This window comes from Shewanella sp. M16 (assembly GCF_018224605.1).
Taxonomy (GTDB): domain Bacteria; phylum Pseudomonadota; class Gammaproteobacteria; order Enterobacterales; family Shewanellaceae; genus Shewanella; species Shewanella oncorhynchi.
The window spans coordinates 1-12724 of record NZ_JAGTUL010000067.1 but is presented as its reverse complement, the minus strand read 5'-3'; the positions used below and the strand labels follow the sequence as shown (position 1 = coordinate 12724).

Below are 12724 nucleotides of genomic sequence, written 5' to 3'. Positions count from 1 at the left end.
TTTTATCTTGTTAAAGAGCAACTCAATATTCGTAAGAGAACTTGAGTACCACACTGAGCGCCGAACGCTTCCAGTTGGCTAGGGCTGCGTATTCTACGCATTTCCCGTTTCGCGTCAAGGAGTTTTTTACAACTTCTTGCTACGATTGAATTAAGTGCTTAAAAGCGACTCAATTCAACCTAACTCGTCAGCTTACTTTCGCTGTCTGCCGTGTCAGTGGATGCGCATTATAGGGAGATTGAGAAAGTCCGCAACCCCTATTTTTAAGATAATTGTCATTTTCTCACTGTTCGTTGGATATTTGACCTGACCCGCTAGTTTTTAACCTTTATAATGCTAAAAACCACTCAATTAGGGACTTTTCTATGTCAGGGCCACTCAGAACTTACCAAGGTATTCATCCTCAATTAGGCAATAACGTATATGTAGATGAAGCTTCGGTGCTTGTTGGCGATATTGCGTTAGATACTGATGCCAGTATTTGGCCTATGGTGGCGGCGCGTGGTGATGTTAACCATATTCGTATTGGTAAACGCTCGAACGTACAAGACGGTAGCATATTGCATGTAACGCGTAAGTCAGCTGCTCGTCCCGATGGTCATCCACTGATTATTGGTGATGATGTGACTATTGGTCACAAGGCTATGCTTCACGGTTGCAAAGTCGGTAACCGAGTATTAGTGGGCATGGGCGCGATTATTCTCGACGGTGCGATTTTAGAAGATGATGTGATCTTAGGTGCAGGTTCTTTAGTGCCACCGGGCAAGGTATTACAGAGTGGCTATTTATATGTAGGCAGCCCAGTTAAGCAGGCTCGCCCATTAACGCCTGCCGAAATTGCCTTTTTGCCAGAATCTGCCGACAACTATGTCAGACTGAAAAACGAATACTTAGTTGAGTTACAGAACATCTAGTCACTTATAGCTAATCTCTTATAGTTAGTCGCTTAGTGTCACTATAGCTATATAATAAAGGCGGTAGAGACTCATTGAGTCTCTACCGCCTTTTGCTATTCGCTGATTCAGAAAACTATCTAAGTTCGATAAGTTTAGCCTAAGTGTACTGCCCCAAAATCATCAAACTCTTCGGCTTCAATTAAATCTTCAGCCATTTCTTCGGCATCAAATCTCACCGCATCAAACAATGCCAGCATAGCAGCGGCTTCATTGGCACTCGGCTGTTCAGAGAAATCATTCAGCTCGGCTAACTTATTCACACTGATATAGCATTTGATGTTCATCCCCTGTGACTGCGCGATAAAGCAGACTCGCTTGTGGGCGTCGTCCCAATATTGCAGTTCGGGAAAAAGAATACTTTGATTCATGCTTCCTACTTAGGCTCGGCCATTAGTTTATCCCTCAAAAGATTTAATACCACTTGAGTGTCGGGCTCGATACCTCGCCATAGGGTAAAACTCTTAGCCGCTTGTCCGACTAACATGCCGAGCCCATCAATAACCTTAGCTGCACCTTGAGATAGCGCCCATTGGTTAAACGCGGTGACCAAGGCGCCATACATCATGTCATAGCAAACGGTTTGCGCGGTGATGATATGCGCTGGCACGGGTGGCAACTCGCCCGCAAGACTAGCCGAAGTGGAGTTAATGACGATATCGAACTCGCCCACAAGCTCATTCATTTCTACGGCGGTGACTCTATCTGCGAAAGCACCGTTATCCACCGAAGTAAAGATATCGACCAGAAGCTGTGCCTTAGTGTGAGTGCGATTACTGATGATCATCTGCGCAATTCCCGCATTTAATAACGGCAGAATACAACCGCGCGCCGCACCACCAGCACCAATAAGTAACACGCGCTTATCTTGCAGGCTGCCTAAGTTAGCGATGAGATCGGCCACCAGCCCTAAACCATCGGTGTTATCACCGCGAATAGTGCCATCGGCCAATAAACTTAAGGTGTTTACCGCGCCAGCAAGCTTGGCCTCTGGGCTGAGACTGTCACACAGCACAAAAGCTTGCTCCTTAAAAGGCACTGTCACATTCGCGCCCTTGCCGCCCGCATTGAAAAACGCCGTCAGTGAGGCTTCAAAACCATCGACCGGAGCAAGAATGGCTTCATAGGTTAATAACTCTTGGGTGGGCGCGGCAAATTGTCCATGAATGAACGGCGATTTACTGTGGCTAATTGGATTGCCAAACACTGCGTATCTGTCTGTCATAGCGATATTAAATTTTAGGTTCAATGGCTTTGCAGTCTACCGCGCTTTTGAGCCTAGGCAAGACGAATTATGCTCAACTAAATTTCACACTGGGTTTCACGCTATAATGCGCCATCGGCTCAATACTCTATTTTAGTGAACGACTATTCCAATGAACTGGCTTAAAAAGATTTTTAGCAAACACACTCCACCGCAGGATGATCGCGATCCGAGCCAATCTAACGCTTACGACTTAATCGGCGGCGAAAAAGTGATCCGCGCTATCACCAAATGTTTTTATCAGAAGATGGCAAGCTCCGCAGAAACGACAACACTGCTTGCCATTCATAGAGCGCCAATTGCGGAATCAGAGCAGAAGTTGTTCGAATTTTTAAGTGGTTGGCTCGGCGGACCGCAGCTCTACCAGCAGAAATATGGTCATCCCGCATTGCGAGCACGGCACATGCATTTCGCCGTCGATGAGGCGATGCGGGATCAATGGCTGTTTTGTATGAAATTTGCGATTGAAGAAAACATTAATAAGCCAGAGCATCGAGCCGCCATCTTTGAGGCGATTTCAACTCTGGCTGATCATATGCGTAATCAATAAAGTGGATGTTGTATCCACTTCATAAGATTACTGGCTAAACCCAGTCGCGGGGTTTGAGGTAGTTATCGTACAAGTCCGCCTCTGGGCTTCCCGCCTCTGGCATATAAGCATATTGCCAACGCACTAATGGCGGCATCGACATTAAGATAGACTCGGTACGCCCGCCCGTCTGCAGACCAAACAAGGTGCCTCTGTCGTAGACTAAGTTGAACTCAACATAACGACCACGACGATAGAGTTGGAACTGACGCTCACGCTCACCGAATTCAGTCTCTTTACGACGCTCGACAATCGGCGCATAGGCCGTTAAGAAGCCATTACCTACAGCTTGCATAAAGCTAAAGCTTTGCTCGAATCCGTCTTGATTCAAGTCATCGAAAAACAATCCACCCACGCCGCGGGTTTCATTACGGTGCGGCAGGAAGAAATATTCATCGCACCATTTCTTATACTTGGGATAAACCTCATCCCCGAAAGGCGCGCAAATATCCTTAGAAGTCTGGTGCCACTCGCGCACATCTTCCTCGAAAGGATAATAAGGCGTTAAATCAAAGCCACCGCCAAACCACCACACAGGATCGGCACCTTCTTTTTGCGCGATAAAGAAGCGCACATTGGCGTGAGTCGTCGGGATATACGGATTATTAGGATGGATCACTAAAGACACACCCATAGCTTCAAAACTGCGACCCGCCAGTTCTGGGCGATGCGCCGTAGCTGACGCAGGCATAGCGGCGCCAGTCACATGGGAAAAGTTAACCCCAGCTTGCTCGAACACTGCACCTTGGATTAATACTCGGCTCGTACCACCACCGCCTTCGGCGCGAGTCCATGAATCGGCGGCGAACGTTGCTTGGCCATCCAGCACCTGTAAACCAGCACAAATTCGGTTTTGTAGATCGATTAAAAACGCTTTTACCACAGCAATATCAGGCACACTCATATTGTTATCCTTATTATTGGTTTGCTCATTGTCCATTTCGTAAAATCTTACCGCTTCGCGCATCGATAATGGTCGAGGGCTGACGTTGCTCTCCGAGTTCACCTAATACGAGTGCATCAATTTTACCTGTAAAATCTGCGAGAATTTCATCGGCAGTTAATGCTGGCTCTTCACCCGCAAGGTTAGCGCTGGTCGACACTAAAGGTTTATTGAGCGCGCGGCACAGGGATTGCACTCCAGCATGGGCAGATACTCGCACTGCGATAGAGTCAAATTCACCACAGAGGTATTTTGAAACCTGCGCTTTGATTGGCATTACAAAGGTAAAAGGCCCCGGCCACTTGGAAAATGCAAACTCGAGCTGCTCAGCCGTTAATTGCGATTCATCAACATAAGCTAAAAGCTGCTGAAAATCACTGGCGACTAAGATCAGTCCCTTTTGCCATGGGCGCTGTTTTACAGCCAATAACTTTTGGATAGCGGTGTCATTATCAGGGTCGCAACCTAGGCCATAAACCGCCTCGGTTGGATAAGCGATAACACCACCGTTAAGCACAATATCTTTTATGTCAGATGGGTGCAGCTGCAACATCTTAGGATCACCTTTTGAGTATTGTCGATTTCAACAATCAAATTATTGGATAAATTCGAATACTGACCGCCCCATCAGCGGTCAGCCGAGGATTATACGCAAGCCACTTTCATCGGCCAAATATTAAGATGCAGGTCACACAATAAACTAAAGTGGTCTTTTGTATTTACAGCTTTTTTGCGGGCATTCTAAACGCATCCCAGCCGCACCTTTACGCTCAACTAAGATCCCAAAACCACAACTCGGGCAATCTTCAGCAACCGGAGGATAATTCACAATAAACTTGCACTTAGGGTAAGCACTGCAGGCATAAAAACTCTTTCCGAAGCGACTCGTTCTGTGCTCAAGCTTACCCGCTTTGCATTCAGGGCAAGGAATGTCAGGCTTATCACTCGCTTGATCCTGTTTTTCAATATGCGTGCAGCTAGGATATTGAGTACACCCAATAAAGATCCCAAAGCGCCCAGACTTTACCGCCAGTTCGTGACCGCATTCAGGGCATACAGAACCTTCAATCACTTGAGTTTCAATAGATTCGTGCTGCACTAATGGTCGAGTGTAATTACAGCTAGGGTAATTATTACAGCCAATAAAACCGCCGTGCTTACTGTGTTTAACCGATAACTCGCTGCCACATTCAGGACAAAGTTCGTATTCTTTTTCCAGTGCGTGTTCGTGGGCACTAAATAATTGTTCATCAATCTTAGACATAATCATTCACCACCTGTCGTAGCGCATTAGGATATCAAGCGCAGTGCCATCAAGGAATTTATGGCATCAAAAAAGGAGGTCTTAGCCTCCTTTCTCTCATAATTCATCTTTCACAACAATTAAGAATGCAGTCGACCTTCGGGCTGTTCGAAGATCAAATCTTCCATTTGCTCATAAGCGGACTCATGGCCAGGAGCATTAAACAGCACCATTAAGATAACCCATTTGAGATCTTCTAAAATCAGGGTTGGCTCATCCAACTCCATAACTCTATCGATCACCATTTCACGGGTTTCGACATTCAGCACTTTAACTTGCTCTAAAAACAGCAAGAAACCGCGGGATTCCACATCCAGCTTGTCCATTTCGTCCTTTGTATAGATACGAAACGAATGCTGATCGTGATTACAAAGATAAGGTTTATCCCCTTCTTGTAATTCAGCTAAGCGCTCTAACCAAGTTAACGCTTTTAAAATCTCGGATTGATGAAATCCGGCACGAGTGAGTTCCTTGGTTAACTCGTCTTCATCAACTAGTAGTTCAACTTCACTGTGAACATAGTTTTCAAATAGATACATGAGGATATCAAACATGGCTAGCTCCTCTTTACTCTGACGTAACCACCGGGTACTGCTATTACCCAACCTTGCAACTCAAGTTCAAGCATTTGTTCTAACACCAGATCTATCGTTTTTCCACTATGTTCAACGACTGCATCAATTGATGTAGTTTCATAACCTACACTAGCTAACAGAGACGAAAATGGCAAATTACAAATCTCGCCTTGCTGTATATGGTGGCATAACTTCAATTCTTCAAGGTGGAAAGCGGTTAAACTTGCCAACTCTTCCACTATATCGGCAGCAGTTTCCACAAGCTTTGCTCCATCACGTAATAAATCATGACAGCCTTGATGGTAACCACCTAAGATTGAGCCCGGAACGGCAAACACCTCACGCCCTTGTTCCATCGCCAACCTAGCAGTGATTAAAGAGCCGCTTTTGCGACAGGCTTCAACCACAAGTGTCCCTAAAGATAGACCGCTAATAATGCGATTTCGTTTCGGAAAATTACCCGCAAAGGGACCAGTATCGGGCCAAAACTCGCTAAGTATACAGCCTTGCTGCTGAATATCATGATAAAGCTGTCGATGTTTTCGTGGATAAATGATCTCTATGCCCGTTCCTAGTACGGCAATAGTGCGCCCTTGATGGTCAACACAGGCTTTATGGGCCGCCCCATCAATCCCCATCGCCATGCCACTACAGATACCAAATCCCATTGAGGACATCTCAGCAGCCAGTTGGTAAGCGACCTGTAATCCGCCAGGAGAAGCATTACGACTGCCAACAATCGCAAGATAAGGAAGGGCTAACGCCTCTAAGCAACCTTTAACGAACAGGACGGCGGGCGGATCTGAGAGTTGTTTTAATAATGGTGGATAAAGCGGATCAGAGAAACAAAGCAGATGATGATCGGCGGCTTGCTGTTGCCATTCGAGGGCGACATCCACTTTTTGATAATCAATAACAAGGCTATGGAGCAGATGATCAGATAAAGGTAGCGCTTGTCTCTCATGCTCTAACCTTTGTCTGAGGTCGTCCACTTCCATGTGCGTTAATAATTGTTGGATCCGAGCGGGTCCTAGCCCAGATACAGCACAAACAACTAACCAATCGACCAAATTTTCAGAGATTATAGACCTCTTAAGGCTAAAGATTCTGGGGCGATTAACTTATCGTCGACACGAACAGGCCGCTCGGTGGAGACAATCAAACCTAAGCTCGCCTTATCAAACACTTTAAACACTAACAACTTACCATGATAAACATCCGGCATCTTAACTGCACGATCCGAAGAGACTGACGCCATTAGGTTATCATAGGCAGTACGTTCAATTGCAGGAACAGGTATACCGTCATTGTTGATAACAATAACCTCACCATCACGGTAAATAGAAAACACCACCCCAGGCTCGACGCCATCCTGAGTGCCTTTATCTAAGTACACGACATTCAACTTACCCGCTTCACGCAAATTTGATTCTGTTGCTAACACTAAAGCTGGTATCTTTAATTCCGCAGGTTTAGGAGTAAAGTAAGCTGACATCAAGGAATCACTTTCCATCGGCAATACTCTGAAGCCCGCTTTGGTTTCGCGAAAGCTCGTTAGCAACTTAATTTTTGAAACCTTACCAGACTCAATCACTTGCCCAGTAGACGACAAAATGGCTTCTTGTCCTAACGCTTCGCCTGACTCTTTATTGAAAAACTCGCGACCACGTTCGTAAATACCATATTTTTGGTTTATTGGCAGTTCAGCATCAATATAAATCACATCCCCCACAATATGGTGACGCGATGGACTTTCACCTGCCAGCACCATAGGTTGCTCAGTAAGCCAGTGAGTCTCAACGACCCGATTCTGCACTAAATATTGTTCAATCAAGGCTAAATCAACGGCTGGAATAGCATTACTCTTAGCAATGACACGTCCCTCGGGACTCTTTCTTACATGGGGTTTAGCACTATCGACAGTGGCACCATTACGCACAAGGCGGGGCTGACCATCAATAAATACTAGAGTGAGTTGATCGCCAGGGTAAATAAGGTGGGGGTTAGCAATCTGTGGGTTTACATCCCAAAGACTCGGCCATTTCCATGGGTCATTCAGAAACGCGGCGGAGATATCCCAAAGAGTATCGCCCTTTTTCACTACATATGACTCAGGATGCCCCGCCTTAAGCGTCAGGGTATCTGCGGCAACAAACGTGCAATTGAATGTCATTAACGCGAGTAAAATTAACCGTTTCATGGGTATTTCCATGTTGTTTAACTCTTAGTTTGAGCTTTTACTGTTATTGGTAGGCACTAAAGATTAAAATTAACTCATTAGCATCAGTCAGTATAACTAACTGGCAGAGATTTGACAGACTTGTTAAGAGTTTATGTATGACACTATTAAAAGTATTACAATTCCCTGACGAAAGATTACGAACACAAGCCACACCCATCACAGAGTTTAATGCCGAACTGCAGACTCAAATTGATGATATGTTCGAAACCATGTACCAAGAAAAAGGTATCGGTCTGGCCGCGACCCAAGTTGATTACCATAAACAACTTATTGTCATGGACTTACAGGATGAAGTCGAACGACCCAAAGTGTTTATCAACCCCGAAATTATCGCCAGCAGCGGTGACTTCTGCAATGAAGAAGGTTGCCTGTCGGTTCCGGGGATTTACGCCAAAGTCGATCGCGCCGAATTTGTCACGGTAAAAGCCTTAGACAGACACGGTAACGAATTTATAGTTGAGGCCGATGAGTTATTTGCCATTTGTATTCAACACGAAATGGATCACCTCAAAGGCAAATTGTTTGTCGATTATTTGTCGCCGCTAAAACGTCAGCGGATCAAACAAAAACTTGAAAAAGCGGCCCGATTGGACGCCAAAGAAGCATAGGATCAGATTTGAAACCACTCAACATCATCTTTGCCGGAACACCGGATTTTGCCGCTCGCCACTTACAAGCACTGTTGAACTCACACCACAATGTGATTGGCGTTTACACTCAGCCCGATAGACCCGCTGGCCGCGGCAAGAAACTGACCGCCAGCCCAGTAAAAGAACTCGCTATCGCCAATAGTATTCCAGTGTTTCAACCCGGCTCATTACGTAAAGAACCCGCGCAACAAGAACTTGCCGCACTCAACGCCGATATCATGGTGGTCGTAGCCTACGGTCTGATCTTGCCAAAAGTCGTGTTAGATACACCGCGTTTAGGTTGTATTAACGTTCATGGTTCTATTTTGCCACGCTGGCGCGGTGCCGCACCGATCCAACGCGCACTTTGGGCCGGCGACAAAGAAACCGGCGTGACCGTTATGCAGATGGATGTGGGTTTAGATACAGGTGACATGCTGCTTAAAACCTATCTGCCGATCGAAGATAACGACACGTCAGCCAGCCTTTACGAGAAACTGGCAGAACAAGGTCCCGTTGCCCTATTGCAAGCACTCGAAGGTTTGGCAAATGGCACCTTAGCCGCTGAAAAACAAGATGAAGCCTTAGCGAACTACGCAGAAAAACTCAGCAAAGAAGAAGCTAGACTCGACTGGAATAAATCCGCTAAACAGTTATGGCAAGAAGTCCGTGCCTTTAATCCTTGGCCTGTGAGTTACTTTGAGCACCAAGGTAACACTATAAAAGTGTGGCAAACTCAAGTCAGCGAAACCACCAGCACAGCCGCTCCAGGCACTATTATCAGCGCCAGCAAAAAAGGCATAGACGTTGCCACCGCTGATGGTGTGTTAACCCTGCTGAGTATGCAGCTTCCGGGGAAAAAGCCACTCAATGTTGCTGATATTCTCAATGCTCGAGGTGAATGGTTTAGCCCGAATACTCGCCTCGCACACGAGGCACAATAATCATGAACTTGCGCGCGCTTGCTGCGAAAGCCATCTTCGAAGTATTAGAAAAAGGCGTGTCACTGTCAGTGGCATTGCCTGATCAACAAAAGCATCTTGCCAGCGGCAAAGATAAAGCCCTACTTGCCGAGATCTGCTACGGCGTGATGCGCACTCTGCCACAAATAGAAAAACGCATCAGTGAATGCCTAGAGAAACCACTTAAAGGCAAACAAAGGATTATCCACCAGCTCCTGATCGTAGGTTGCTATCAACTTTACTTCACTCGCATTCCAAGCCACGCCGCGATTTCAGAAACCGCCGAAGCCTGTCGCCAGTTAAAATTTGAAGGCATGGTCAAGGTCGTTAATGGTGTACTGCGCAACATTCAGCGCCAGCTATCGCCGCTAAGCACAGAATCAGATACCTTAAGCTATAACACACCCGCTTGGTTAATTAAGCGCTTAAAAGAAGCCTATCCCGAGCAGTGGCAAGACATCATTCAACAAAGCCATGAACGCCCGCCCATGTGGCTGCGTAACAATCGCTTATCCCAGAGCCGTGCCGAATACCTCGCTGCCCTAGCCGAAATCGACATTGAAGCGAGCGAAGGCAGCAGTGCCGATGCCATTCTCCTAGCGCAACCAAAGGATGTCGCCACTCTGCCACGCTTTCATGAAGGTGCTGCATCAGTGCAAGATGGCGCGGCACAATGGGCGGCGACCTTACTTGCCCCGCAAGCGAATGAATTAATACTCGATGCCTGCGCGGCACCCGGTGGCAAAAGTTGTCACTTACTAGAACTTGAGCCGAGTATCAAATTAGTCGCTGTTGATTTTGATGCCAAACGCCTTGAACGTGTGCAACAGAACCTTGACCGCTTATCATTAAAAGCGGAGCTTATCCATGGTGATGCAGCCAACATAGACTCATGGTGGCAAGGCGGACAATTTGATCGTATCTTACTGGACGCGCCTTGCTCAGCCACAGGAGTGATCCGCCGCCATCCCGATATTAAATGGTTGCGAAAAAACCATGACATCGAAGAGTTGGCTGAACTACAACAGCAAATTCTCGATCATTGCTGGAAGTGGCTAAAACCCGGTGGCACGCTTCTTTATGCCACTTGTTCGATTTTACCGCAGGAAAACCGCGACCAGATCAGTGCGTTTTTAGATAGAACGGTAGATGCTAAGCTAGACACACTTGCCCAGCAAAATTCGCCACAGGATATAGGTTGGCAAATCACGCCAGGACAAGACAATATGGATGGGTTTTATTATGCCCGTTTATTGAAAGCGACTGATTAGGAAGTAAGCAAGGCCATGAAAATTATCATATTAGGTGCGGGTCAAGTTGGGGGAACCTTGGCCGAAAATTTGGTGGGTGAGAACAATGACATCACCATTGTCGATTATGACAAATCCAGATTACGCGCCCTGCAAGATAAATATGACCTTCGCGTCGTAGCGGGCCATGCCGCTCACCCTGATGTTCTCAGAGAAGCAGGCGCAGAAGATGCCGACATGCTTATCGCTGTAACCAATAGTGATGAATGCAATATGGCTGCCTGCCAGATTGCCTATACCCTTTTTGGTACGCCGACTAAAATTGCCCGTATCCGCTCAGAACCCTATTTGGCGATGCGCGATAAACTCTTTATCGACAGTGAAACCAAAAATAGCGATGGTCGTCCCCGTGGCGGCTTCGTGATCGATGAATTAATCGCCCCAGAACAGTTAGTGACAGCTTACATCCAGCGACTCGTAGAATATCCAGGCGCATTGCAAGTGCTTGAATTTGCGGAAGGCCGCTTGAGCCTAGTGGCTGTTCGAGCCTATTACGGTGGCCCACTGGTGGGGAATGCATTAGCGGCACTTCGCGAACACATGCCCAATATTGATACCCGGGTCGCGGCGATTTTCCGCCAAGGCCGCGCTATTATGCCTCGCGGAACGACCATTATCGAAGCCGATGATGAAGTCTTCTTCGTTGCAGACAGTCGCCATATTCGCGCTGTCATGAGCGAAATGCAAAAGCTCGATAACTCCTACCGCAACATTATGATCGCCGGTGGCGGTAACATAGGCCTAGGTTTAGCAAAACGCCTTGAGCGCACCCACTCGGTCAAACTGATTGAGCATAAATTAGAACGTGCAGAAGCCTTATCGGAGCAGCTGGAAAATACCACAGTGTTCTGCGGTGATGCCTCAGATCAAGAATTACTGCTCGAAGAACACATAGACCAAACCGACGTATTTATTGCGGTCACCAATGACGACGAAGCCAATATTATGTCCGCCCTGCTAGCAAAACGTATGGGCGCGAAAAAGGTCATGGTGCTTATTCAACGCGAAGCCTATGTGGATATAGTGCAAGAAGCCAACATCGATATTGCAATCTCACCACAGCAAGCGACGATTTCAGCACTATTAACTCATATTCGTCAGGGTGATATCTGTAACGTTTACTCTCTACGTCGTGGGGCGGCCGAGGCAATTGAAGCCATCGCCCACGGAGATGCCAGCACTTCTAAAGTCGTTGGCAAAGCCATTGGTGATATTAAGTTGCCACCGGGGACAACGATTGGCGCCATTGTCCGCAATGATGAAGTGCTGATGGCCCACGACAAAACCGTGATAGAGCAAGGAGATCACGTGATCTTGTTCTTAGTGAATAAAAAGTTTGTCGGCGAAGTCGAGAAGCTTTTCCAACCAAGTGCTTTCTTCTTCTAAGAACCTTAGTAAGCCAACTTATGCTGAACTTTAGACCGCTATTGTTTATTTTAGGGCTTTTTTTGTCCATGCTGACAGCTTTCATGCTGATCCCACTGCTCCTCGCCGCATACAAAGGTGAGGAAACCGTGGGCTCTTTTATGGTGTCGGCATTAGTCACAGGCATTAGCTCAAGCCTGTGTTTACACAATGGCCAGAGCAAAAGCATTAACCTCAATATCCGCGATATGTTCCTACTAACCAGCCTAACGTGGTTGATCGTAAGCCTATTCGCGGCCATGCCATTTACCCTTTATCACGGTATTGGTTATACCGACGCCTTCTTTGAAACCATGTCCGGCATCACGACCACAGGTTCTACTGTACTCTCAGGGTTGGATACTATGGATCACAGTATCTTAATCTGGCGCTCTTTATTGCAATGGCTAGGTGGGATTGGTTTTATCGTAATGGCGGTGGCGATTCTGCCCTTCTTAAACGTTGGCGGGATGCGGCTATTCCGCACTGAATCATCCGATTGGAGCGATAAAGCAGTGCCTCGCACCTCTCTCTTATTCACATTTCCCAT

15 protein-coding genes are annotated in these 12724 nt (G+C 46.7%); 7 read left to right on the top strand and 8 right to left on the bottom strand.

Going from position 1 to position 12724, the window contains the following annotated elements; genetic code table 11:
- The first annotated feature begins 365 nt into the window (after nucleotides 1-365).
- Entirely contained in the window at nucleotides 366-914 is a 549-nt protein-coding gene (locus KFE26_RS22555; RefSeq protein ID WP_168827558.1) for a gamma carbonic anhydrase family protein, read from the top strand.
- 134 nt (nucleotides 915-1048) lie between these two features.
- Here KFE26_RS22555 and KFE26_RS22550 read toward each other — a convergent pair whose 3' ends face one another.
- Nucleotides 1049-1324, bottom strand: coding sequence for a DUF1488 domain-containing protein (locus KFE26_RS22550; protein ID WP_212601776.1), 276 nt, complete (start codon nucleotides 1322-1324; stop codon nucleotides 1049-1051).
- A 5-nt stretch (nucleotides 1325-1329) separates the two neighbouring features.
- Nucleotides 1330-2178, bottom strand: a complete 849-nt coding sequence (gene aroE / locus KFE26_RS22545) for a shikimate dehydrogenase (protein WP_212601777.1) — start codon at nucleotides 2176-2178, stop codon at nucleotides 1330-1332.
- Nucleotides 2179-2329: 151 nt separating this feature from the next.
- Between aroE and KFE26_RS22540 the strand changes: the two genes are divergently transcribed.
- A complete protein-coding gene (locus KFE26_RS22540) occupies nucleotides 2330-2767 on the top strand; it encodes a group II truncated hemoglobin (RefSeq protein ID WP_173248522.1) in 438 nt (145 codons plus the stop codon).
- A 34-nt stretch (nucleotides 2768-2801) separates the two neighbouring features.
- Here the strand turns inward: KFE26_RS22540 and hemF are convergent, their stop codons facing one another.
- The 6 genes from hemF to KFE26_RS22510 form a co-directional block, all read right to left on the bottom strand.
- Entirely contained in the window at nucleotides 2802-3710 is a 909-nt protein-coding gene (hemF, locus tag KFE26_RS22535) for an oxygen-dependent coproporphyrinogen oxidase (protein WP_212601775.1), read from the bottom strand.
- A gap of 25 nt (nucleotides 3711-3735) precedes the next feature.
- Nucleotides 3736-4302, bottom strand: a complete 567-nt coding sequence (locus KFE26_RS22530) for an L-threonylcarbamoyladenylate synthase (RefSeq protein ID WP_168827564.1) — start codon at nucleotides 4300-4302, stop codon at nucleotides 3736-3738.
- 147 nt (nucleotides 4303-4449) lie between these two features.
- Nucleotides 4450-5013, bottom strand: a complete 564-nt coding sequence (locus tag KFE26_RS22525; protein WP_131524497.1) for a type I DNA topoisomerase — start codon at nucleotides 5011-5013, stop codon at nucleotides 4450-4452.
- Nucleotides 5014-5132: 119 nt separating this feature from the next.
- Nucleotides 5133-5606, bottom strand: coding sequence for a DUF494 family protein (locus tag KFE26_RS22520; protein WP_006083793.1), 474 nt, complete (start codon nucleotides 5604-5606; stop codon nucleotides 5133-5135).
- 2 nt (nucleotides 5607-5608) lie between these two features.
- Entirely contained in the window at nucleotides 5609-6625 is a 1017-nt protein-coding gene (dprA, locus tag KFE26_RS22515; protein WP_212601774.1) for a DNA-processing protein DprA, read from the bottom strand.
- 83 nt (nucleotides 6626-6708) lie between these two features.
- On the bottom strand, nucleotides 6709-7839 hold the full coding sequence (locus tag KFE26_RS22510; RefSeq protein ID WP_212601773.1) for a LysM peptidoglycan-binding domain-containing protein: 1131 nt from the start codon (nucleotides 7837-7839) through the stop codon (nucleotides 6709-6711).
- Nucleotides 7840-7964: 125 nt separating this feature from the next.
- Between KFE26_RS22510 and def the strand changes: the two genes are divergently transcribed.
- The 5 genes from def to KFE26_RS22485 form a co-directional block, all read left to right on the top strand.
- Nucleotides 7965-8477: a peptide deformylase gene (def, locus tag KFE26_RS22505; protein WP_206766142.1), complete on the top strand. Its 513-nt coding sequence runs from the start codon at nucleotides 7965-7967 to the stop codon at nucleotides 8475-8477.
- Between the two features lie 8 nt (nucleotides 8478-8485).
- On the top strand, nucleotides 8486-9442 hold the full coding sequence (gene fmt / locus KFE26_RS22500) for a methionyl-tRNA formyltransferase (protein WP_105250828.1): 957 nt from the start codon (nucleotides 8486-8488) through the stop codon (nucleotides 9440-9442).
- 2 nt (nucleotides 9443-9444) lie between these two features.
- Entirely contained in the window at nucleotides 9445-10731 is a 1287-nt protein-coding gene (rsmB, locus tag KFE26_RS22495) for a 16S rRNA (cytosine(967)-C(5))-methyltransferase RsmB (RefSeq protein ID WP_212601772.1), read from the top strand.
- A 15-nt stretch (nucleotides 10732-10746) separates the two neighbouring features.
- Entirely contained in the window at nucleotides 10747-12156 is a 1410-nt protein-coding gene (gene trkA / locus KFE26_RS22490) for a Trk system potassium transporter TrkA (RefSeq protein WP_105250826.1), read from the top strand.
- Nucleotides 12157-12176: 20 nt separating this feature from the next.
- The coding region (locus tag KFE26_RS22485) for a TrkH family potassium uptake protein (RefSeq protein ID WP_212601771.1) at nucleotides 12177-12724 on the top strand (548 nt) is incomplete at its 3' end.